We start from the raw sequence: 22,230 nt of genomic DNA on the forward strand, positions 1-22,230 counted from the left end.
GTAAAAGTGCAAGCCTATAAGCCGGGTTCTGTTTCTTTGCCGATAGTTACCGGCAAGATACTTGTCATTTATCTAGCCCAGATTTCGCAATCTGGATCTATCGATCTACCCGCCCCGGTTTCCTGATTATGGACAAGTCCAAATCAGGATTGAACGAGCAGCTCTTGGACCGGGGCCTATTTGATCTTTCAACCCATAAGGTTTGCCATGCAGTTGCGGTCACCCGAAACCCGGTGGGCTCTTACCCCACCTTTTCACCCTTATCCCGATAGCTATCAGGACGGTTTGTTTTCTGTTGCACTGTCTGTAACAAGGCCGTCTCCAACCTTGCCCCTTCCCGTTAGGAAGTATGGCGCTCTATGTTGCCCGGACTTTCCTCCAAGTAGATTCCAGGGAATACCTTGGCGACAAGTCGGCTTGCACCTTGCAAAATAAGATAAATTCTGCTGATTTAAGAATTTTACAATCGTATTTGTTATGATTAGCTGTGAAAGCGTGGCGTTTGTTGCAGATAAGCTGTTTACTTTTCCTAACTTTGTGCAGGAGAAAAGACAGCGTTATGATATTAGTAGGAAATGCCGTGCTCAGTGATGATCTAAAGGAGCACTTTTTCGTTTGTAATTTAGAAAAGTGTAAGGGGGCTTGCTGTGTGGAAGGAGATGCCGGCGCACCACTGGAGGATGATGAAACCAAGATATTGGAAGAAATTTATCCAAAAGTAAAAAAGTACATCACTGAAGAGGGGAGAAAGGTAATTGAGGAACAAGGCACTTGGGTGATTGATAAGGATGGAGATAAAGGTACCCCCACGATAGGAGACAATAGAGAGTGTGCCTATGCCATAATAGATGAAAAAGGAACGTTAAAATGTGGTATTGAAGAGGCCCATATCAATGGAGATATTGATTATAAAAAGCCGATAAGCTGTCATTTGTATCCGGTAAGGGTGACAAAGTATGATGAGTATGATGCGCTGAATTATGATCGCTGGGATATCTGCAGTCCTGCTTGTGGCTTAGGAAAAGAACTTAATGTTCCCATATATAAGTTTGTCAAGGATGCTTTGATAAGGAAGTATGGCGAAGCTTGGTATGAAGAATTGGTGAGGGATATTGAAGGCTAGTTTTCTTAGAGCGCAAATGATAGGACGACCTGTTTTTAAGTGTAAAGCAGGTCGTCTTTGTGTTTGACCAGAGATGGATGATCCGAGCGGATTATTCTTCTGATTCCTTCTAGGTAAGATGTGGGCTTAAAGAAGAATAATTCTTCGAATTTAGAACTGTCAAAAATATAAGGGCGATCATATTGGTAGATCATTTCTGATAATTCCTTCATAAATGGAACGAAGACCCCTGAAGTCTTGAAGAACCATTTTGGTATAACTTGATATTTTGGAATGTTCCCCATTTCTTTTGCTACCATATGAACCCATTCCTTGCCTGTTGGTGGCTTGGGGGCGGTAGGGAGGTGCCAAGTCTGATTGAAAGCATCAGGGGTATTGCCTAGTAAAGCAGTAGCTTTACCGGCATCAGGGGTGTAAGTGAAGGAGTGGGCTTGGTGAGGATCTGCCAGCCATTTGGCAGAATTTGATTTTGATAATGGTTTAAAAACCATTTCAGTTAAGAGGCTTTTTAATGAAATGGAAGGGCCATAAAAATCAGCAGATCTAGCAATGAGGGCATTGATGTTTCCTTTTGCAATGTGCTCGAGAAGTAGCTCTGTTATTTTAGCTCTGATATGGCCTTTTTTGCTAATAGGCCTGAAAGGAGTGTCTTCTGTCATATGCCCCATGCACTTAGGGTCGTACATGTAGACATTATCGAAGAAAACCAGTTTAACATTTTCTTCCCTGCAAGCCTCTATCACGTTGTTCATTACTTGAGGCCAAGCCTTTTCCCAAACTTTCAGTTTGTACCGAAACCCAACAGTCAAATAGGCAACAGTTGATCCTTTCAAGGCATTTTTGGTTTGGCCTAAATCAAGTAAATCAGCAGAAAAGGTTTGGTCTGCTTCATTCACCCGGACGGGATTTCTACTTACCAGACGCACTTTTTCCGTATAGGTACGAAGTTCCCGAACCAATTCATTTGCTATAATTCCTCCAGCTCCAAGTATAGTTTGCATAGGCAAGAATGATTTGGGGGTAGGTTATATTAAAGATACCAGAAAATGCTAAAGATGGTTCATAATCATTGGATAATTTTATTTTTCACTAGTTTGTCTTAAAAGAAAATCTGTATATCCGCTATCTCACCATTACATTTAACCCTTCAAAACATTCCCTCAAAAACAGTACAGATCTCACAGAAATGATTGTCTAAACCTTTCTACTGCTTCTCCTAGTTCCGTGGAATCTCCGTTGCGAGCGGACAGACAGTGGGAGTCAGATTACTGGTGTCAAAATGGTCCATATTAATGAATGTAACATTCTTAACATTGACTCTTTAACGCGTATTTAACCCCTACTTAAGCCGTGTTTATCCCGTGTTTTAGCCGTGTTTCTTTTATCAGCAATTTAGGCTAGTCTACACCTTAAGTCCTGGAAAAACTTTGGGACATACCTTTCAATATTTTGGTTATAAGAACCTTGGGAATCCTTCTATCCCACGCAACATATTTCGACCTACACAAAGGTTTCTATCCTACTTTGGTCAAATTGTAGCATCGGGCTTTAATAAATGCATACTGAAGAACAGCTACATTATAAACGTTTGAGTTGATCCATTTAATAGGTTAAACAAGTGATTTACGTGTAAGGAAACATTTTTACTAATAGGTATATCCGCAACTATACCAGAAAAGATTAAAAGCGAATGGAAACGATCGTTTTGTTTGATTGAGGTATCCACTGCTTCAGGCTTCAGTTCTACCTGGCAGTTAGACAGGCTTCCGACCACTTGAGAAAAGGAGGTATGGTTATTGGCATCATAGCGGATAATCAGAAAAGAAATTTCAGTCTCATGGAAGTATATGTCTATGATTTTTTTTTAATTATTTTTTTGATAAAAAAAAGTTGGGTAATGATACTCTCTACTGATTCAACTGATTTAGAGTAGGTTGTCTGGTTAATTTTTGAGTTTTTAGGTGTAAAAGGTTTGGAAAACGTAATTTCAGATTGTTTATATAAAAATGTTGTTTATATACTTTAATTTGGATTTTAAATATTTTTTTTACTAACTTAGTGTTGTTGATTGACTCGTAACTAAACAAAAATGTGATGAAGAATTTTTTAATGCCCAAAATTCAACTTACCGTCATTATGATTGGAATAATAGCGTTAAGTACCTCTTGTGATCATTTTGATCCTCCAATTCCTGAAAGGCTAGAAATAGATGAACCTCTACCAGAAGTAGAGGAGGAAAGTAAATGTTTTACATCACAGTCAGCTTGGGCAATTGGTTTTCAATATTCTGGTACCGATGATAATGCTCGTTTTATTGAAGTTCCTATTTACCAAGAAGATCATGAAGAAAAAGAGCAGATTAAATGGGTGTATTTGGAGTCGGTTACTACGGAGGAATATATTGGAGCGGTAAAGTTTAAAGAATTAGATGTGAAGGAAATGCCAGAAGGAGCTGAGTTTGGAGAGTATGTTAAGATGCTTGTTAGGATTGATGATGAAAAATGGTATTTTGGTTCCGATGTAGAGAATGTAAAAGTGCAAGGTTTTGAAGTAATGCCAACACCGGAAGAGTTAGATCCAGGCAAGTTTACCACGCACATTGGAGTAGCAGAAGTAGCTACGGGAGTTGATTGGGAATACTATGAAGTTATCTTAAAGAGGTTTCCTTATTATTCAATCTACATTGGCGCAAAGTTGGAAGTTGATTGTGATTAATAACCTTATGCTTTAAAAGTATTTTATCGTTTTTTGTAGGGGATATAAAGGCATTTTTGTAGCTATATTAAAGAAAAAGGGATTCAGTAATTACTGAATCCCTTTTTCTTTATATGATTTGATACTTTTCTTAACCTTTAATCACAGAGAAATCAAAAGTCTCCAAAAACTTTGTTGTGAAGTTACCTGCTTTGAATTCAGGGTCTTCCAATAAAGCCAAGTGGAAAGGAATGGTGGTTTTGATGCCGTCAATCACAAACTCTTCGAGTGCTCTTTTCATTCTCACAATAACTTCTTCTCTTGACTGTCCACTTACAATAAGCTTGGCAATCATAGAATCGTAGTTTGGAGGAATGATATAGCCAGCATAAACATGGCTATCAACCCTAACACCACGTCCACCGGGAAGGTGGAGGTTATTAATTTTGCCTGGGCTTGGACGGAAACCATTGGCAGGATCTTCTGCGTTGATTCGGCATTCCATTGCGTAAAGCTTCGGATAATAGTTTTTGCCAGAAATTGGAATCCCTGCAGCCACTTTTATTTGCTCTTTGATCAAGTCAAAGTCAGTAACTTCTTCGGTGATTGGGTGCTCTACCTGGATCCTTGTGTTCATCTCCATAAAGTAGAAGTTTCTGTGCTTGTCCACAAGGAATTCAATAGTACCAGCGCCTTCATAACCTATGGCTTCAGCTCCTTTGATAGCAGCCGTACCCATAGCTTCCCTCAACTCATCGGTGATAAATGGAGAAGGAGTTTCTTCTACTAGTTTTTGGTGCCTTCTTTGTATAGAACAATCTCTTTCTGAGAGGTGGCAGGCTTTTCCATTACTGTCTCCCACTATTTGGATTTCGATGTGCCTTGGCTCCTCTACGAATTTTTCAAGGTAAAGTCCGTCATTACCAAATGCTGCTCCAGATTCTTGTCTTGCGTCATCCCAAGCTTTCTTGAATTCACTTTCTTCTCGGACAATTCTCATGCCTCGGCCACCACCACCGGCAGTAGCTTTAAGAATTACCGGATAACCCATTTCTGTCGCAATTTTAACACCTTGCTCAATGGACTCCAGCAAGCCTTCTGATCCTGGTATGGTAGGAACACCAGCTTCTTTCATGGTGGCTTTAGCTGTAGCCTTATCTCCCATTTTGTCTATCATGTCTGAGCTAGCACCAATAAACTTGATGTTGTACTCTTCGCATATTTTTGAAAATTCAGCATTTTCAGAAAGGAAGCCATATCCTGGATGGATGGCATCTGCATTGGTGATCTCGGCAGCGGCGATTATTCTAGGAATATTCAAATAGGACTCCCTACTAGGAGCTGCTCCTATGCAAACAGCTTCATCAGCGAATCTTACATGGAGACTGTCTTTATCAGCAGTGGAGTAAACAGCAACTGTTTTGATCCCCATTTCCTTACAAGAACGAATGACCCTTAGCGCAATTTCTCCTCTGTTGGCAATTAATATTTTTTTAAACACGATTGATTACAGATTAATGAAAAAACAAGATTATCCAGCTGGGTCAACCAAGAACAATGGTTGGTCATACTCTACAGGGGAAGCATTTTCTACCAAAATCTTAACGATTTTTCCTGAAACTTCAGATTCAATTTCGTTGAATAGTTTCATAGCTTCAATGATACATACCGTTTGCCCTGACTTAATGGTGTCTCCAACGTGTACAAATGCATCCGAATCAGGATTTGGGGTGGTGTAGAATGTTCCAATCATCGGAGATTTTATTTCTACATAGCTAGATGTGTCAGCGGCTGGTGCAGCTGGAGTTTCAGCCGCAGGAGCTGCTGCAGGTGCTGGAGCAACTGAAGGTGCAACTGGAGCAGCTTCAACTGCTTTTACAGTTTGTATTTCAGAATTTTTCTTGATAGACAGTTTAAGTTCGTCTGTTTCGATTTTTACTTCGGCTAGGCCAGAGTTAGAAATAAAGTCTATAAGTTCTTGGATTTCTTTCGCTTTCATAATTTTGTTTTTTTCTTAAACTCTCAAAAAGTCAAGAGTCCTTTAATGGGTTTATAAAAACTGTAAAGCCATGTAATTTAGCAAAATCACATAGCTTTAAAAATTATTTTACTCTTTCTGAATAGGAGCCATCCCTAGTGTCTACCTTAATCATAATGTCTTGATCCACAAACAAAGGAACCATTACCGTAGCGCCTGTCTCTAGGGTAGCAGGTTTCAATGCATTGGTCGCTGTATCGCCTTTGATACCTGGCTCTGTGTAAGTGATCATCAACTCAACAAAAGGAGGTAGTTCTACACCTAGTGGCGTATCTGTTTCGTCATGAATCAAGATGTCAACGATCTGTCCCTCTTTCATCAGGTCAGCTCTTTCTATGAGTTTTGCCTCAATAGGAATCTGCTCAAAGGTAGCAGTATCCATGAAATGGTATCCCATATCATCTGCATACAAAAACTGATGTTCCCTTCTTTCTACCCTGGCAGTAGTGACTTTTTCTCCAGCGTTGAAGGTTTTGTCTAGTACCTTTCCAGTGGTCAGGCTTTTAAGTTTTGTTCTTACAAAAGCGGCTCCCTTTCCTGGTTTTACATGCTGGAATTCCACGATGCTGTAGATGTCATGGTTAAATTCCATGCAAAGACCATTTTTGAAATCTGCAGTACTTGCCATATGATTCTTTTTGTGATTGTTTAATTATTTAGGATCGTATCCCCATTTAAGGTAAACTGATCCCCAAGTAAATCCTCCTCCAAAAGCGGCAAGGATCAAGTTGTCTCCTTTTTTGAGTTTCGACTCGTAGTCCCAAAGGCACAAAGGAAGTGTTCCGGCCGTTGTGTTGCCGTATTTTTCAATGTTGATCATGACCTTTTCAGGTCCAACATTCATTCTGTTTGCAGTAGCGTCTATGATTCTCTTGTTTGCCTGGTGAGGAACCAACCAGGCAATATCATCACCGGTAAGGTGGTTTTTCTCCATGATCTTTGCACTTACTTCAGCCATGTTAGTGACAGCGAACTTAAATACAGTAGATCCTTCCTGATAGGCGTAATGTTCTTTGGCCTTGACAGTTTCAAGTGTTGCAGGATTTTGGCTTCCTCCTGCTTTGATGTGAAGATAAGGAGCGCCAGATCCATCTGAATGATGAATAGAGTCCATTACACCAAGCTCTTCAGTAGTAGGTTCAAGTAATACTGCTCCACCACCATCGCCGAAAATAATACAAGTAGTTCTGTCTTCATAGTTAACAATTGAAGACATTTTATCCGCTCCTACAACGATAACTTTCTTGTGCATGCCTGTTTCTATAAACTGGCTTCCCATGGTTAGGGCATAAAGGAATCCAGAGCAAGCTGCAGATATGTCAAAGCTATAGCTGTTTACAGCACCTACCTTATGAGCAATTACGTTTGCACAAGAAGGGAATGGCATATCAGGGGTAACGGTAGCGCAGATGATAAGGTCGATATCCTCAGGGTTTGTGCCGGTTTTTTCCAATAATCCTTTGATGGCATTGGCTCCGATAACGGAAGTCCCTTGGTGCTCGCCCTTGAGTATTCTTCTTTCTTTGATTCCGGTTCTGGTAGTGATCCACTCGTCATTGGTATCTACCATGGTTTCCAGTTCTTTGTTGGTAAGGACATAGTCAGGAACCCATCCATGTACTCCGGTAATGACTGCTCTAGTTTTTTCCATTTAATTTGTGTTTTGGGCAAATGCTCACCAGTTGGGTGAGATGCTTTCAAATCATTTGCCCTTTAATTTTACTATTTTGAACCGTTTCTCTCTATAGTAACTGTATCAAAATAAATTAGGCTTCCAAAATTATTTAAAATGTGCTTTACCACCAAGTATTTTCACAAGTAGAATGCTAAATGAAGCATATTTGAAGCCATCCAGATCAAATGACCACTTGAGGTCATAAAAAAATCCATTCGGGTTCTCCCAAATGGATTTAGTATGTGAGTTACTTACGATTTTCGCAGTTGACTTAAGATATTTTTCGCTTGCTTATGCAAGTACTTCTTTTTCAATGATTACCTGTCCTTTATAGTACAGTTTACCGTCTAGCCAGTAAGCTCTGTGAGGAAGGTGGTACTCACCTGTAGTAGGGCATTGTGCAAGACCTGGAGCGGTTAACTTGTAATGCGTTCTTCTCTTGTCTCTTCTGGTTTTCGAAATTTTTCGTTTAGGATGTGCCATCTCTATACAATTTTTAGATTAATCTTTTTTCTTAATATTTTTTAAAGCTTCCCATCTGGGATCTATTTGGTCTTCTTTGCTATCTTCGGTGTCACCCTCTTCGGGGTCTTCCTCAGATAGTTCGTCCGACCAATATACAAACTCGCCTGTACTGTCCAAATCTTCCTCATCCTCATCCTCTTTGTAATCAGGGTGAATTTTCTTTGCTGGTAAGGCAAGAATTACAAATTCATATATCAACTGGGCAATATTGATGCTCGGTGTGTCACGGGTAATCATGAAGATTTCTTCATTGATTTCCTGTTCTTCCGGGCCGTATTTATAGATGATCTTTTCTTCCGAATGAAGAGGCTGATCGAATTTTTCCAGACTTCTGTCACAGGTCAATTCTACAGAACCATCTATTTTATAAATTGCCTCTAGGAGATTGGCTTCTTTTTTTAGAAGCACAGTGACCTTTAAATCTCCCTTTTCTACTATATCATTGTCTTTGAAATGATCAAAGAATTCATCGCCTACTTTAAAAGAAAACTCATGCTTTCCTTCGTTAAGTTTGATGATGTCAATATCGTAAGCTCTCCAGAATTTCACTATTCCTCCTGCTAAATTAAGACCGCAAATTTAGTGAACTATTTTATAAATATAAAATATACCACTAATTTATTTTAATCATCTTCTTCCCAGTCAGCCTTTTGGGAGATGATATCGTATGCTGTAAATATGGCTGAGCGCATAGAACCTTCGTCGGCAATGTTCTTTCCAGCTATGTTATAGGCTGTTCCGTGATCAGGAGAAGTTCTTGTTATGGGCAGTCCAGCAGTGAAATTAACACCTGATTCAAAAGCCAAAGTCTTGAATGGGATTAGCCCCTGGTCATGGTACATGGCCAATATTCCGTCAAATTTCTTTTGGTGCATCATGCCAAAGAAACCGTCTGAAGCATATGGGCCAAAGATCAAGTGACCTTGGTCTTTAAATTCACGTATGGCTGGTTTGATGATTTCCTCTTCTTCTTTTCCTAATAACCCATCTTCGCCTGCGTGTGGATTTAAACCCAAAACCGCTATTCTTGGTTTTTCTATACCAAAATCTTCTTTGAGCGATTTCAACATGATTTTCAGTTTTTGCTTAATGCGTTTACCTGTAACATTAGCAACGACTTCACTTAAAGGTACATGTCCACATACGAGCCCAATTCTCATGTCTTCAGCTACCATAAACATCATGCTGTCATTGCAGTTAAATGCTTCAGTAAGGTATTCTGTGTGGCCTACAAATTTCAATTCTGCTGAATTGATGTTGTTTTTATTCAGAGGAGCAGTGACCAAAGCATCGATTTTTTCATCTTTCAAGTCTTTGATGGCATGGTCAAGGGATGCCAAAGCCATCTTTCCTGACTCCAATGTTTCCACTCCTGGCATTACTTCTGGACATTCTTCCACTACATTGATCACATTGATTTTTTTGTGATGGATTTCTTCAATGCTTCTTATTTGCATGAAATTGAACTCTTCCAGCTTAAGGTGCTTTCTATAGAAAGTCATGGCCTTGCCATGTGCATAGATGACCGGAGTGATTTGTTTTAGGATCCGGTTATCCATGAGGGCTTTCATGGTGACTTCTGCACTTATTCCATTGATATCCCCAATGGTAATACCTAATACGGGTTTATTTTTTTTATGATTCATGAGTGATCAATTAGAAATATTTTTCAAAAACTGAGTGATGAGCCTTACCCCATATCCAGTTCCCCCAGCAGGTTTATAGTCTTCCCCGGACTTGATGAAAGAAGGGCCTGCAATATCGATATGGATCCAGTTATAGTCTATAAAATGCTCCAAAAATTTTCCTGCAGTAATGGCGCCAGCGGATGGGCCTCCCAAATTATTGATGTCGGCAATAGAGGACTTTAGCCCTTCTCCATATTCATCCCAAAGCGGGAATTCAACCAGTCTTTCGAAAACTTCTTGTCCAGCTATTTTTAAGAAACTTTTTTCTTCATCATATGCTTTTCCCATCATGACAGCAGCTTCCTTTCCCAATGCTGCAGCTGCAGACCCTGTCAGGGTAGCCAAGTCAATCACCAATTTTGGGTCGTACTTTTTAGCATAAATAAGGGCATCCGCTAAAATCAACCTGCCTTCTGCATCTGTATTTAGGATTTCTACACTTTTACCATTGGCAAAGGTAATAATATCTCCGGGAGTGACGGCATTATATCCAGGCCTATTATCTGTGGCAGGGATCAGGCCAATTACCTCAAGTGGAAGTCCAAGTTTGGAAACTGCACAAATGGCACCGATTACGGCCGCAGCGCCTGCCATGTCAGCTTTCATAAAGTCCATCGAATTGGTGGTTGGCTTAAGGCTCAGTCCACCCGTATCATAAACTACTCCTTTGCCTATCAAAATAACTGGCTTTTTGAATTTCTTTCCGGTTTTGGGCTTATAATGTAGGATCGAGAATGTTGGAGGCAATTCACTTCCTGCGTTTACCGCCAATAGTCCTTCCATTTTCAAAGAAGCAATTTTGCTCTCATCAAAAATTTCTGTTTCGAACCCATAAGCTTTTCCAAGTCGTTCGATTTCAAGTCCAAGTTGGACAGCATTTAGATGAATAACAGGCTCATTGACCAAGTTTCTCGCCTCATAAGTTGCCTTGGTGACAGTCAAGAGTTCGTCAATGTTGCCTTCCTCAATGATGTCACAAACTACCTCAATAGTCTTGGGGGAGCTTTTCGGGTTACTTTTGTATTTTGTGAATTTATACGAGGCTAATAAAACACCTTCCAAAAAGGCTAGGAAAAGCTTTTCTGATTTTCCGTAGTAAAAAACTTTAGGTTGTTCAGCTTCTTTTAATGACTTCCAAGAAGTAGCCCCTGCTTTTCTGGCCAAGTCCAGTTTATAGGCATTCTCATCGTGGTCTTTACTTTTGAGAAAGGTCAAGTTTGTGTTCTCGTCAGACCAACTAAAGGACATTTTGTTCTTCTTATAAAGTTGATCCAGAATATAGGCTGACTTGGAATCTTCTATCGGAATGTTTTTGATATCATCTTCCTTTGATACAAAAACTACTCCTGTTTCATTGAGAAGATTTGCTGGAGAGTCTAGTAATCTTATGGCGGTTAGCATATATTGTCTTAATTTTGGTTGGCAATTTACTATAATTTTATCAGAGAACTAAAGATGGAGAAAGTCAGAGCAAAAAAGCATTTAGGCCAGCATTTCCTGACGGACTTGGGCATAGCAGAAAATATAGCCAAGGCGGTGTCTGGACATCGGGGGGTGAAGAAGGTGTTGGAAATTGGCCCAGGTATGGGTGTTTTGACAGATTTTCTCTTACAAGAAAACTGGGATCTGTATTTGGTAGATATTGATAAAGAGTCTGTTGCCTATTTGAATAAAAAGTACTCTCAGCTGGGAGATAAGATCATAGAAGCTGATTTTTTGGCACATGATTTTGGAAAGGTTATTGATGGAGAGTACATCATTGCCGGTAATTTTCCCTATAATATTTCTTCCCAGATTTTCTTTAAAGTGTTGAGTGAAAGGAATAAAGTGGTAGAAGTGGTGTGCATGCTTCAAAAAGAAGTAGCGAAAAGAATCGCTTCGCCACATGGCAACAAAGAATATGGGATTTTAAGTGTGCTTTTACAGGCGTTTTATGATATAGAATATTTATTCACTGTTCCGCCTGATGTCTTTGACCCGCCGCCCAAAGTAGATAGCGGGGTGATCAGGTTGAAAAGAAATGAGGTGGAAATCCTGCCTTGTGATGAAAAACTATTTTTTCGTGTGGTAAAACAAGGCTTTAGTACAAGAAGGAAGACTTTGAGAAATGCCTTAAAGTCCATGGGATTGTCAGAGGAAATGCGAGAAGATCCAATTTTAGATAAACGTGCCGAGCAACTAAGTGTACAAGAGTTTATTTCACTAACCAATAAACTGCAAGCATCTTGGAAAAAATAAGAGAATTTGAACTCTCCAAAGAATACCTCGAGTCCTTAAAGGAGAGTGTTGAAGCAGAAGATATAGCTTTTATCCGCGATACTATGGATGGGGCCAATGAAGCTGACGTAGCTTCATTGCTTGATGAGTTAGACATGGAGGATGCCCTTTTTGTGCTAAGGGTGTTGGACAAGGAATTTGCGGCTGATATATTGATTGAGCTTGATGAAGAACCTCAGTTCAAGATAGTGCAGGAAATGGATTCTCCAGAACTAGCCTCATTGCTTGACCGAATGGAGTCCGATGATGCTGTGGATATCCTTCATCAGTTGGTGGTGAAAGATAGGGAAGAGGTCATCAGTTTCCTTCAGGAGAAAGAAAAATCAGGACATATTCTTGAGCTGCTGCGTTATGAGGAAGGTAGCGCAGGTGCCTTGATGGCTAAGGAATTTATCAAAGCTAACCTCAATTGGACAGTCGTACAAACCATAGATGAAATCCGACGCCAAGCTGAAAATGTAGAGAAAATCTATTCTATTTATGTGGTGGATAACAAAGAGAGTTTGATAGGCAGAGTGGCTTTGAAAAAGATCATCTTGTCTTCCTCCGACACAAAAATAAAGGACATATACGAAGAGGATTTGATTTCCGTACCGACATATATGGACGAGGAAGAGATAGCAGAAATCATGCGTAAATATGATTTGGAAGCTTTGCCGGTAGTTAATGCAAAGAATAAACTGGTGGGAAGGATAACGGTCGATGACGTATTGGACGTAATTCGCGACCAAGCAGAAGAAGATATGCAGGCCATGACGGGTATTTCAGATGATGTAGAAGAATCTGATTCCGTCTTTAGACTTTCCAAGGCAAGATTACCTTGGCTTATGATCGGTATTTTTGGAGGCTTGATGGGAGCCCGTATTATTGGGATTTTTGATGAAGGTTTGAGGCAATATGTTGAGTTGGCTTCATTTATACCCTTGATCACCGCGACAGGAGGGAATGTAGGCATTCAGTCATCTTCCTTAGTGGTTCAGTCATTGGCAGCAAAATCCGTCTTTGCAGAAAGTATAGGAAAACGTTTCGCAAAGGTTCTTTTGGTAGCGGTTTTAAATGGAATCGTTTTGGCTTTACTCGTTTTTGGAACAGTGGTGTTTGTATATGGAAATAAAGTGGAATTTGGTATTGTGGTGGGATTGGCGTTGTTTAGTGTGGTTTTGCTCGCATCCTTTATGGGTACAGTGACCCCTATTGTTTTGGACAAATTTGGAATCAATCCAGCCATGGCCTCAGGTCCGTTCATTACCACGGCCAACGACCTTTTGGGCTTGGCGGTTTATTTCCTGGTAGCAATGATGCTCCTGAAACTATAAAACAAATCATATAATAACCACTAAATTAGTTTTTGAAAATTTGAACCAATGAAAATTTTAATCATAGATGAAATGCATCCTAGCATTACACCTCTTTTAATGGAAGCTGGGTTTGAAGTTAATTACCGTCCTGAAATCAACAGAAAGGAAATATTGGAAGTTGTCGGTGAATATGAAGGGTTGATCATTCGCTCCAAAACTCCTATGGATGAGCCTTTGTTAAAAGAAGCAAATAAGCTTAGGTTTATTGCCCGGGCCGGAGCAGGGTTGGATAAGATTGATTTAGACTATATAGCTGAAAATAATATTGAACTTTTCCATGCTCCTGAGGGGAATAGGGATGCCGTTGGGGAACATGCAGTGGCCATGTTGCTGTCACTTTTTAATAACCTTCATAAGTCAGATAGTGAAGTAAGAAAGGGGATTTGGGATAGGGAAGGAAATAGAGGAGAAGAGCTTCAAGGTAAAACTGTTGGGGTTTTTGGGTATGGTAATATGGGCCAAGCTTTTGCCAGGCGGTTGAAGGGCTTTGGTGTAAAGGTACTTGCTTATGATAAATACCGAGAAGGCTACGGGGATGAAAATGCAAATGAAGCTAGTTTTGAAACTATTCAAGAGCAAGCAGATATTTTGAGTATTCATGTTCCGCTAACTGATGAAACCAGAAACTTCTTTACCACGAAAGTGTTGAGAGGGTTTAAGAAGCCTTTTTATCTGATCAATACTGCCAGAGGCGAAGTTATTAGCTTAGATACACTTAATGAAACCTTGTCAGATGGAGTTTTGAAAGGGGCACTGCTGGATGTACTGGAAAATGAAAAGCTACACACTTTAAGCAGTGCACAAAAAATGTCTTTCGACAGATTAGTGCAGCGAGATAATGTCATGTTCTCTCCTCATATTGCTGGTTGGACATTTCAATCCTATGAAAAAATCAATCAGGTTTTGGTGGCTAAAATCAAGGGAAAATTCCCCCTTAAATGATATTAGGGCGTTTACAAATCTAAACCTTAAAATTGTATTATCGTTTACTAATGTTTATATTTGCCTAAGACACAAATAAAAGCAAGAATAGGTAACGGTCTTCAGCAATGAGGCCGTTCTTTTATTTTTCAAGCTTTGTAAATTAAATTGACTATGGGAAAAGTACAATATTACACTGAAGAGGGTCTTAAGAAGCTAAAGGATGAGCTTCAAGAATTGAAGACTAAAGGAAGACATGATATTGCGAAGCAAATCGCAGAAGCAAGGGACAAAGGAGATTTGAGTGAGAATGCTGAATATGATGCAGCCAAAGATGCTCAAGGATTGCTTGAACTTAAAATATCTAAGCTGGAAGAGGTTGTGGGAAATGCCAGAGTGCTTGATAATTCCAAAATGGATATGTCAAAAGTGGGCATTCTTAGTACTGTTAAAATCAAAAATGTCAAAAATGGCATGACAGTAGCTTATACCCTTGTTTCCGAGGAGGAGGCAGATTTGAAATCCAATAAAATTTCATTGGCTTCTCCATTTGGTAAAGGCCTTTTAGGTAAAAAAGTGGGAGAGATAGCCCAGATTAATGCCCCGGCTGGAGTAGTGGAATTTGAAGTATTAGAGATTAATTACTAAATAGCTTAATCCCGATGGTAATCCATTCGGGATTTTTTATTTTTATCCCATGGCAAGTATATTCACAAAAATCATCAATAGAGAAATTCCTGGCCACATAGTGGCTGAGGATGATCATTACATCGCTTTTCTAGATATTATGCCCCTAGTAAAAGGACACGTATTGGTTGTTCCCAAGCAAGAGGTAGATTATATTTTCGATTTGGAAGATGATGTCCTTTCAGGCTTAAATATTTTTGCTAAAAAAGTAGCAAAGGCCATTGACAAAACCATAAAGTGTACAAGGGTGGGAGTAGCAGTAATTGGCTTGGAAGTCCCTCATGTTCATGTTCACTTGGTACCCTTGAATACCATGGACGATATCAATTTCACTCGTCCAAAGCTTAAATTGGAAAATGAAGAAATGGCGGAGATTGCTAAAAAAATCAAAGGGGTTGTAGAACTCTAATAGAAAATTAATTTCATTAAAAAGGCCCTGTAGTACATGCAGGGCCTTTTTAATTTTAATCATTTGGATAGGGGATATATACAAAATTGGTGAATTCTTCATCTACTACAAATAAACAGCAGAACTCATCAGGATCCTTATAAGCCTTTTTAAAATCCTCTATTGATTTTTCATCCACCAATTTCCTCTGGATGAATTCATCTAGGTAAGTGATGTAATAATTCCAATCCACTTTTACTTCTTTGTTACCGATCAATAATTGACCTATTGGCTGTTCTGTTTTGCAAACTGGAAAGATTGGGTGCTTAGAAAATTTCCTAGACCTTACTTGGTAAGATGCTTCCTTTAACGTATCGGCTACTTTTACAAAATCCTTGGTGATTGTACCCAAGTATTTGCCGTTCAATTCTGGATCATTATCGTCTCTCATCTTTATTTTTTTAAAGTCAGTAATACTACATTCTCTACATGGTAAGTCTGTGGGAACATATCTACTGGTTGAACAATATCCACTTGGTATTTCTCTCCCAAAAGTGCTACATCTCTGGCTTGAGTGGCTGGATTGCAACTAACATAAACTATTTTAGGAGCTTCTAATTTGAGAAGCATCTTAACCACGTCTTCATGCATTCCAGCTCTAGGAGGATCAGTTATGATGACATCAGGGGCAGCGTGTTCACTAATGAACTCATCTGTAAGCATGTCTTTCATATCCCCTGCGTAAAACAGGGTGTTTTCCAGTCCGTTAACTTTGGCATTTAGTTTTGCGTCCTCTATAGCAGCTTCCACATATTCAATTCCAATGACTTGTTTGGCTTTTTTGGCCACGAAGTTGGCGATGGTTCCTGTTCCGGTGTAGAGGTCATACACTACCTCATTACCTTGCAATCCGGCAAACTCCCGGGTGACTTTATACAGCTCGTAAGCTTGTTCAGAGTTGGTCTGGTAGAAAGATTTAGGGCCAATTCTAAATTCGAGGCCTTCCATTTGCTCTATGATATAATCCCGACCTCTGAAAATATGAATTTCCTGGTCATGAAACGTTTCATTCTTTTTGAGATTGATGATATAAAGCAGAGAAGTGATATTTGGGAATCTATCTGCCAAGAATTCCATTACTTTTTGAATTTCCTCTGATGCATCTTCTCCGAACTGAACAATCACCATGGTCTCTCCTGTTGAAGTGGTGCGAATGATCAAGTTCCTTAAGACACCTTCTTGCTTGATCATATCAAAGAAGCTGATATTGTTTTTTAAGGCGAAGTCCCTCAGTTCATTTCTGACATCATTGGAAATGTCCCCTTGCAGGTAACAATGTTCTATATCTACGATTTTATCAAACCGCTTAGGAATATGAAAGCCAAGAGCATTTCGCTCAAACTCTTTTCCGGAATTGATTTCTTCTCGGGTCAACCAACGGTTATTGGAGAAGGTGAAATCCAATTTGTTTCTGTAATACTGGGTTTTGGCAGAGCCAATGATAGGCTTGACCTCTGGAATGGGCACTTTGGCAATTCTCTGAAACTGGTCCAAGACCTGTTGGCGCTTATAGGTAAGCTGTAGGTCATAGTTGATGTGTTGCCACTTGCATCCACCGCAGACGCCAAAATGAGAACAGAAAGGCTCCACACGGTCATTCGAATATTTGTGGATTTTAATCGCTTCACCCTCCATAAAGCTGCTTTTCCCTTTGGTGATGCGGACGTCCACCACATCTCCTGGCGCAACTTGCTGCACAAATACTACTTTGCCTTCATAATGGGCTATACTTTTGCCCTCAGAAGCTATCCGCTCTATCGTAAGGTTTTCTAGAACCTTATTTTTCATCTTTCTCGACATAGGCTGCAAAATTAATCATAATCTTTGAAAAGCCACAAGGCTACGGCAAGTGTCAAAGGAACTCTGATGGGTTTTTGAATAATGTTCTTCAATAGGAGGGGAAATGTAAAATAGATCTTTCGAACAATATTCTTTTTTCGAATCCTGCCAAATATTGTGAATTGATTATCTTTAGGCTTAAAGTTTTAATGAACAATGAAGTTTAAAGACAAGGTAGTTATCGTGACAGGGGCGACCTCTGGAATTGGAGAGGCGTGTGCAATGATTTTTGGGAAAGAAGGGGCTAAAGTAGCCATAACTGGACGAAATCAAGTAAAGCTTGATAATAGCTTGGTGACATTACAACGAGAAGGGGTAGAATGCTTGGGGATTTTGGCAGATGCGGGTTCTGAAGATGACAATCGCATGATGGCTGAAAAAGTGCAAACACATTTTGGAAAGATAGATATCTTGGTCAATAATGCTGGCATATCCATGAGGGCCTTGTTTGAGGAACTGGATACAGAAATATTTCATAAAGTGATGGATACCAATTTTTGGGGGACGGTATATGCTACCAAATATTGCTTGCCACAAATAATAAAAAACAAGGGTTCAATCATTGGAGTTTCCTCTATAAACGGGTATCGAGGAACACCTGCAAGAACTGCCTATACCGCCAGTAAATATGCCATGAATGGCTTCTTGGAATCACTCAGAACAGAAGTCATGAAAAGGGACGTGCATGTACTGGTGGCTTGCCCAGGATTTACAGCATCCAATATCAGAAATAATGCTTTGACAGCTGATGGCAGCTCACAAGGAGAGTCTCCAAGGAATGAGAATGACATGATGTCGGCTGAAGAAGTGGCTCAACATATCCTAAAAGCAACTGTAAAGAGACGGAGGGACTTGGTTTTGACCAGAGAAGGAAAACTGGCTGTGTTTTTGAATAAATGGATACCAGGAATAATGGATGGAATCGTTTATAATCACATGGCTAAAGAAAAGGATTCTCCATTTAAATAATTGCTTATGATACAGGATATCTTTCAGGTTTATATGAATAGGCTGATGGATTTGTCAGCTAGAAACAGATCCATCTACCTTCCTAAGCTGATTACCTCTCAAATGATAGACCTGAAAGAACTCCAGTTTTTAAAAACGGATAATCCCTTTGATTATGTTGAAGAACTTTTGGGTAGGAAGAAAACAATTCCACTTATTTCTTCTGAAGATGCCCGTGATTCATCTATAAATAAAATATCCAATAGACTAAAAAGACTTCAGTTGCAAGTAAAGTTGGCAGAGGAGGAAAGTGGAGAAAAGAACCTTTATGTAGCTTGGCCATTTGTGGAGGGGAAGTTGGCCAATGACCAATTGATCAGATGCCCATTGCTGTTTTTTCCGGTGAAATTGGCATTGGAAGGTCGGGAGTGGCAAATCAAGAAAAAGTCCGGTGACCAGCCTTTTATTAATAAAGCCTTTCTGTTGGCTTATGCCCAGGCTAACCAGCAGGTATTTAAAAAAGAATGGTGGGAAAATGCCTTGGAGAATTTCAGTAAAGAACCGACACCCTTTAGGACCGAGCTGTATCAATATCTCAAAAAAGAGCTGTCTCTTAATTTTACACAGGAGCTTTTTGAAAATAAACTAGAGGAGTTTAAAGATACCAATCGGTCAACATCAGAAGAGAATTGGAAAACAGGCATACTGGAACTAAAGCCTTATGCGATTCTTGGACAGTTTTCTCAGAAAAGTTCTTTTTTGGTGAGAGATTATGAAGAGCTTAAGTCCCAATATTCCGCCAAAGATTTGGAAGAGCTTTTCACGGATTGGTTTACACAGGATAAGGAAGATAGATCTACTTATGTCGAAGGCAATTTGTTTAATACCTTTCCGTTGGATGCAAGTCAAGAAGAGGTTTTAAATTTTGTTCGAGAAGGAGGTTCTTGTGTTGTAGAAGGCCCCCCAGGAACAGGAAAGTCCCAATTGATTTGCAATTTGGTTACTGACTTTGTTTCCAGAGGGAAAAAAGTCTTGGTAGTGTCACAAAAGCGTGCTGCCCTGGATGTAGTAAATCAACGCCTAAGAGAACAAGGTTTTGGGGCTTTTTTGGCTTTAGTGCATGATTTTCGTGCTGATAGAAATGACCTTTTTAAGAAGCTTTCTAGCCAGATAAGCTCTTTGGAAAACTATCAAGAACTGAATAGGAGTCTAGATGCCATCCAGCTTGAAAGAAGTTTCAGCCAGACAGTACGGGCAATAGAAAACCATTCAGAGTTTCTGGAAGATTACCGGCATGCCCTTTTCAATACCGAAGAGTGCGGAGCGCCTATCAAGGAACTTTATATCAGTTCTTCTTTTGATGATGAACATTTGAACCTTACACAGTATTATAAGTACTATCACTGGGGAGATTTGGATGAATTTTTAATGGATTTCAAAGAGTATGTATATTACTATCCAAAGTATGAAAGCGCCGATTCATTCTGGCTTCACCGGGTAGATTTTGCAGAGTTTACAGCCAATGCCATTCATCGGTTCAATGAGAATTTGGATGAAATCAAAGATTTGAAATCTACAGCGGAAAATATCCTTTCTGACCTGTTGTACCAACCATTTGATTTTCCTTTGATGTACCAGTCTTATGAGCAAAATAAGCGACTGGAGGAGTTGCGAGGTGTGATCTCCAATGAGGATATTTATTTGGTCTTAAAGAGGCTGATGAAATACCCCAAGGGAGATTTGGATTTGTTATGGCTAGAAAACAAAGTGGATATTGTGAAGAAGTTGCTTTCTGAGGAAGGAGTAGAATGGTCAGTTTTAGATGTTGAGGTGGAGCATATGTATCAAAAAGTGCTTCATTTCCTTCAAATAAAAGATTCCTGGTGGAAGTCTTTGTCTTTGAAGTTTTATAAAAAGGAATTCAAAGAAGTGTGGAGTCTCCTGAAAACCAATGGGCTAGAAGACGATAAAGAAGGCTTAATGGTATTGGTGAAGATGTTGGAGAATAGGCTGAATATCAATCACCAATATACGCTTTTGGAGAGAAAGGAGTGGGTTAGCTTGCCTCAAAAGCCTTTTGATTTTACTGTTTTCAACCATGAGTTACACATCTTAACAGAAGCCATGAAGGCTAGGTTTATTTTGGAGGATTTAGGAGTGCTGACTCCTTATCTAATATTTGAAAAGGTAGATCATGAACAGTTTAGAAGGATTTTGCATGAGTTTATTGGAATCAATGGATTGATAGAGTTCAAATCTCAGGTTTGGAGGAATTATTTCAGTGATATTCAGATAAAGCACCTGCTAACCGCTTCTGATGATGAAAAGTTAGTCAAAGTCCAAGAGACCATTACTCAGGATTTTACTGAAATGGTAGCTTTGGACAGGCTAAAAAGAAAATTAAGAGCTATTGACAAAGAGGTGATCAATAAACTGATTGATGAATATCCCGGTAGGGATTTTGAAGGCTTAAGACAAATTTTTTTGGCTGGATTGAGGTTTGGCTGGATTGAACATATTGAAAAAAAATATCCTGTACTGCAGCAAATGAGCTTGCATAAGGTCAAGGATATTTTGGAAGGGTTTTCTTTGGCGGTAGAGGAAAAGTTAAAATTGAGTCGTTTCATTACAGAACTAAGATTACGGGAAAACACCTTTAAAAAACTGACTTATAACCGCCTCAACAACCTAGTTACCTATAGGGATTTGTCCCATCAGGTAAATAAGAAGAAGCGAATATGGAGTGTGAAAAAATTGGTAGAGAAGTTTGAGGAAGAAGTGTTCAAATTGGTGCCATGTTGGTTAGCATCACCAGAAACTGTATCTGCTTTATTTCCCATGAATAGTAGGTTTGACTTAGTGGTTTTTGATGAGTCTTCCCAATGTTTTGCTGAAAGAGGCCTGCCAGCAATGCTCAGGGGCAGGCAAGTAGTAATTGCAGGAGATAGTCAGCAGTTGCAACCATTTGATCTTTATAAGGTGAGGTTGGAAACTGAGGAAGAGGGGATAGAGTTGGAATCAACATCTTTACTTGATTTGGCTTCCAATTATTTCAAAAAATACAGTTTAGAGGGGCATTACAGAAGTAGGCATTTGTCCTTGATTGAGTTTTCAAACAAACACTTTTATGAGGGGCAATTGACCATGCTTCCTGAAATGACATCCATGAATCAGGAACAACAAGCTTATCAATGGATCAAAGTGGATGGGGTTTGGGATAAGCAAACCAACCAAGTGGAGGCAGAAAAAGTGTTAGAGATTTTAAACTTTTTGAAGGATCAGGAAAAGCCACTCTCGGTTGGAGTCATTACCTTTAACTATTTTCAGATGGAGCTGATCAATGATAAGGTCGTGGAAAATAAGGCACTGAAAAATTTAAAGATAAAGATCAAAAATATTGAAAATGTTCAGGGAGATGAATTTGACATCATTATATTTTCCATTGGTTATGCCAAGAACAAAGCGGGTAAATTTAGTGCGAATTTTGGGCTGCTTTCAAAAGAGGGCGGAGCTAACCGACTTAATGTAGCAGTTACAAGGGCCAGAAGAAAGGTTATTGTAGTATCCAGTATTGACCATTCGGATTTTAAAAACAGCCATTTGATCAACCCCGGAGTAAAAGTGCTAAGGGATTACTTGGAGTATGCAGAAAAAGTATCTAAAGGAGAATCGATAAGCATTGAGGAAAAGACAGCGGGTGGCTTTGAGGCATCTTGGTATCTTAAGGATAAATTAATAGGTACTTATGGTAACCATAAGGTGAAAGATAGTTCGGTTTCAAGAATGATGGACTTAGAATTACTGGAAGGAGATCAATACATTGGAGCGATATTGACAGACGATAATCGACTTTTTGCAGCCAAGACTGCCAAGGAGGCGTTTGTTTATCATCCCCAGCTATTGAAAGAAAAAGGCTGGAATGTCAGCTTTGTTTTCAGCCGACAACATTGGATGGATAGAGAAGATTTACTGCAAACCAAGATAAAACTGGAAAAAGAGAAGGAGTGAT

20 protein-coding genes and 1 other RNA gene are annotated in these 22,230 nt (G+C 39.5%); 9 read left to right on the forward strand and 12 right to left on the reverse strand.

Annotated elements, in window-relative coordinates:
• Position 1: 1 nt before the first annotated feature.
• An RNA gene (gene rnpB, locus IFO69_RS16305) (RNase P RNA component class A) lies at positions 2-424 on the reverse strand.
• Between the two features lie 135 nt (positions 425-559).
• Between rnpB and IFO69_RS16310 the strand changes: the two genes are divergently transcribed.
• Positions 560-1,123 (forward strand): DUF3109 family protein, encoded by a 564-nt coding sequence (locus IFO69_RS16310; protein ID WP_192011189.1) that lies wholly within the window; start codon positions 560-562, stop codon positions 1,121-1,123.
• Between the two features lie 35 nt (positions 1,124-1,158).
• On the opposite strand, the gene IFO69_RS16315 is transcribed toward IFO69_RS16310, so the two are convergent.
• A complete protein-coding gene (locus IFO69_RS16315) occupies positions 1,159-2,124 on the reverse strand; it encodes an NAD-dependent epimerase/dehydratase family protein (RefSeq protein WP_192011190.1) in 966 nt (321 codons plus the stop codon).
• A 1,093-nt stretch (positions 2,125-3,217) separates the two neighbouring features.
• On the opposite strand from IFO69_RS16315, the gene IFO69_RS16320 reads away from it, so the two are divergent.
• Positions 3,218-3,838: a hypothetical protein gene (locus IFO69_RS16320; RefSeq protein WP_192011191.1), complete on the forward strand. Its 621-nt coding sequence runs from the start codon at positions 3,218-3,220 to the stop codon at positions 3,836-3,838.
• A gap of 130 nt (positions 3,839-3,968) precedes the next feature.
• Here IFO69_RS16320 and accC read toward each other — a convergent pair whose 3' ends face one another.
• The 8 genes from accC to IFO69_RS16360 form a co-directional block, all read right to left on the reverse strand.
• A complete protein-coding gene (gene accC / locus IFO69_RS16325) occupies positions 3,969-5,318 on the reverse strand; it encodes an acetyl-CoA carboxylase biotin carboxylase subunit (protein ID WP_192011192.1) in 1,350 nt (449 codons plus the stop codon).
• Between the two features lie 30 nt (positions 5,319-5,348).
• Positions 5,349-5,816, reverse strand: a complete 468-nt coding sequence (gene accB, locus IFO69_RS16330) for an acetyl-CoA carboxylase biotin carboxyl carrier protein (protein ID WP_192011193.1) — start codon at positions 5,814-5,816, stop codon at positions 5,349-5,351.
• A 103-nt stretch (positions 5,817-5,919) separates the two neighbouring features.
• Entirely contained in the window at positions 5,920-6,483 is a 564-nt protein-coding gene (gene efp / locus IFO69_RS16335; RefSeq protein WP_192011194.1) for an elongation factor P, read from the reverse strand.
• Positions 6,484-6,507: 24 nt separating this feature from the next.
• Positions 6,508-7,506 (reverse strand): beta-ketoacyl-ACP synthase III, encoded by a 999-nt coding sequence (locus IFO69_RS16340; protein WP_192011195.1) that lies wholly within the window; start codon positions 7,504-7,506, stop codon positions 6,508-6,510.
• A gap of 315 nt (positions 7,507-7,821) precedes the next feature.
• A complete protein-coding gene (rpmF, locus tag IFO69_RS16345) occupies positions 7,822-8,013 on the reverse strand; it encodes a 50S ribosomal protein L32 (RefSeq protein ID WP_015264052.1) in 192 nt (63 codons plus the stop codon).
• A gap of 18 nt (positions 8,014-8,031) precedes the next feature.
• Entirely contained in the window at positions 8,032-8,604 is a 573-nt protein-coding gene (locus tag IFO69_RS16350) for a YceD family protein (RefSeq protein WP_192011196.1), read from the reverse strand.
• Positions 8,605-8,678: 74 nt separating this feature from the next.
• Positions 8,679-9,701 carry a 4-hydroxythreonine-4-phosphate dehydrogenase PdxA gene (gene pdxA, locus IFO69_RS16355; protein WP_192011197.1) on the reverse strand — a complete coding sequence of 341 codons (1,023 nt, stop codon included), beginning with the start codon at positions 9,699-9,701 and terminating at the stop codon, positions 8,679-8,681.
• A 6-nt stretch (positions 9,702-9,707) separates the two neighbouring features.
• Positions 9,708-11,144: a leucyl aminopeptidase family protein gene (locus tag IFO69_RS16360; protein ID WP_192011198.1), complete on the reverse strand. Its 1,437-nt coding sequence runs from the start codon at positions 11,142-11,144 to the stop codon at positions 9,708-9,710.
• A gap of 54 nt (positions 11,145-11,198) precedes the next feature.
• Here IFO69_RS16360 and rsmA point away from each other — a divergent pair, with 54 nt between their 5' ends.
• The 5 genes from rsmA to IFO69_RS16385 all read left to right on the forward strand — a co-directional run bounded on the left by rsmA (position 11,199) and on the right by IFO69_RS16385 (position 15,395).
• Positions 11,199-11,981 carry a 16S rRNA (adenine(1518)-N(6)/adenine(1519)-N(6))-dimethyltransferase RsmA gene (gene rsmA / locus IFO69_RS16365; RefSeq protein ID WP_192011199.1) on the forward strand — a complete coding sequence of 261 codons (783 nt, stop codon included), beginning with the start codon at positions 11,199-11,201 and terminating at the stop codon, positions 11,979-11,981.
• On the forward strand, positions 11,969-13,336 hold the full coding sequence (mgtE, locus tag IFO69_RS16370) for a magnesium transporter (RefSeq protein ID WP_192011200.1): 1,368 nt from the start codon (positions 11,969-11,971) through the stop codon (positions 13,334-13,336). The genes rsmA and mgtE overlap by 13 nt, the downstream gene beginning before the upstream one ends.
• Before the next feature lie 48 nt (positions 13,337-13,384).
• The gene (locus IFO69_RS16375) at positions 13,385-14,320 is read left to right on the forward strand and encodes a 2-hydroxyacid dehydrogenase (RefSeq protein WP_192011201.1); all 936 of its coding nucleotides are present in this window, start codon (positions 13,385-13,387) and stop codon (positions 14,318-14,320) included.
• A gap of 153 nt (positions 14,321-14,473) precedes the next feature.
• Positions 14,474-14,947, forward strand: coding sequence for a transcription elongation factor GreA (greA, locus tag IFO69_RS16380; protein WP_192011202.1), 474 nt, complete (start codon positions 14,474-14,476; stop codon positions 14,945-14,947).
• Between the two features lie 49 nt (positions 14,948-14,996).
• Positions 14,997-15,395 carry an HIT family protein gene (locus IFO69_RS16385; RefSeq protein ID WP_192011203.1) on the forward strand — a complete coding sequence of 133 codons (399 nt, stop codon included), beginning with the start codon at positions 14,997-14,999 and terminating at the stop codon, positions 15,393-15,395.
• A gap of 55 nt (positions 15,396-15,450) precedes the next feature.
• Here the strand turns inward: IFO69_RS16385 and IFO69_RS16390 are convergent, their stop codons facing one another.
• Both IFO69_RS16390 and rlmD read right to left on the reverse strand, forming a co-directional pair.
• Entirely contained in the window at positions 15,451-15,825 is a 375-nt protein-coding gene (locus IFO69_RS16390) for a hypothetical protein (protein ID WP_192011204.1), read from the reverse strand.
• Between the two features lie 2 nt (positions 15,826-15,827).
• The gene (gene rlmD, locus IFO69_RS16395) at positions 15,828-17,234 is read right to left on the reverse strand and encodes a 23S rRNA (uracil(1939)-C(5))-methyltransferase RlmD (RefSeq protein WP_192011205.1); all 1,407 of its coding nucleotides are present in this window, start codon (positions 17,232-17,234) and stop codon (positions 15,828-15,830) included.
• A gap of 195 nt (positions 17,235-17,429) precedes the next feature.
• Here rlmD and IFO69_RS16400 point away from each other — a divergent pair, with 195 nt between their 5' ends.
• Both IFO69_RS16400 and IFO69_RS16405 read left to right on the forward strand, forming a co-directional pair.
• Entirely contained in the window at positions 17,430-18,242 is an 813-nt protein-coding gene (locus IFO69_RS16400; RefSeq protein ID WP_192011206.1) for an SDR family oxidoreductase, read from the forward strand.
• A 6-nt stretch (positions 18,243-18,248) separates the two neighbouring features.
• Positions 18,249-22,229: an AAA domain-containing protein gene (locus tag IFO69_RS16405; protein ID WP_192011207.1), complete on the forward strand. Its 3,981-nt coding sequence runs from the start codon at positions 18,249-18,251 to the stop codon at positions 22,227-22,229.
• Position 22,230 lies beyond the last annotated feature (1 nt).

It is taken from the genome of Echinicola arenosa, from assembly GCF_014841125.1.
Classification (GTDB): Bacteria; Bacteroidota; Bacteroidia; order Cytophagales; family Cyclobacteriaceae; genus Echinicola; species Echinicola arenosa.

Bases quoted from the DNA above. Each gene is read 5' to 3' on its own strand.
- rlmD (WP_192011205.1), bottom strand. From the start codon at position 17,234: ATGTCGAGAAAGATGAAAAATAAGGTTCTAGAAAACCTTACGATAGAG.
- accB (WP_192011193.1), bottom strand. From the start codon at position 5,816: ATGAAAGCGAAAGAAATCCAAGAACTTATAGACTTTATTTCTAACTCT.
- efp (WP_192011194.1), bottom strand. From the start codon at position 6,483: ATGGCAAGTACTGCAGATTTCAAAAATGGTCTTTGCATGGAATTTAAC.
- IFO69_RS16375 (WP_192011201.1), top strand. From the start codon at position 13,385: ATGAAAATTTTAATCATAGATGAAATGCATCCTAGCATTACACCTCTT.
- rsmA (WP_192011199.1), top strand. From the start codon at position 11,199: ATGGAGAAAGTCAGAGCAAAAAAGCATTTAGGCCAGCATTTCCTGACG.
- IFO69_RS16310 (WP_192011189.1), top strand. From the start codon at position 560: ATGATATTAGTAGGAAATGCCGTGCTCAGTGATGATCTAAAGGAGCAC.
- rpmF (WP_015264052.1), bottom strand. From the start codon at position 8,013: ATGGCACATCCTAAACGAAAAATTTCGAAAACCAGAAGAGACAAGAGA.
- IFO69_RS16405 (WP_192011207.1), top strand. From the start codon at position 18,249: ATGATACAGGATATCTTTCAGGTTTATATGAATAGGCTGATGGATTTG.
- IFO69_RS16360 (WP_192011198.1), bottom strand. From the start codon at position 11,144: ATGCTAACCGCCATAAGATTACTAGACTCTCCAGCAAATCTTCTCAAT.
- IFO69_RS16340 (WP_192011195.1), bottom strand. From the start codon at position 7,506: ATGGAAAAAACTAGAGCAGTCATTACCGGAGTACATGGATGGGTTCCT.
- IFO69_RS16385 (WP_192011203.1), top strand. From the start codon at position 14,997: ATGGCAAGTATATTCACAAAAATCATCAATAGAGAAATTCCTGGCCAC.
- IFO69_RS16400 (WP_192011206.1), top strand. From the start codon at position 17,430: ATGAAGTTTAAAGACAAGGTAGTTATCGTGACAGGGGCGACCTCTGGA.
- IFO69_RS16390 (WP_192011204.1), bottom strand. From the start codon at position 15,825: ATGAGAGACGATAATGATCCAGAATTGAACGGCAAATACTTGGGTACA.
- IFO69_RS16320 (WP_192011191.1), top strand. From the start codon at position 3,218: ATGAAGAATTTTTTAATGCCCAAAATTCAACTTACCGTCATTATGATT.
- pdxA (WP_192011197.1), bottom strand. From the start codon at position 9,701: ATGAATCATAAAAAAAATAAACCCGTATTAGGTATTACCATTGGGGAT.
- IFO69_RS16315 (WP_192011190.1), bottom strand. From the start codon at position 2,124: ATGCAAACTATACTTGGAGCTGGAGGAATTATAGCAAATGAATTGGTT.
- greA (WP_192011202.1), top strand. From the start codon at position 14,474: ATGGGAAAAGTACAATATTACACTGAAGAGGGTCTTAAGAAGCTAAAG.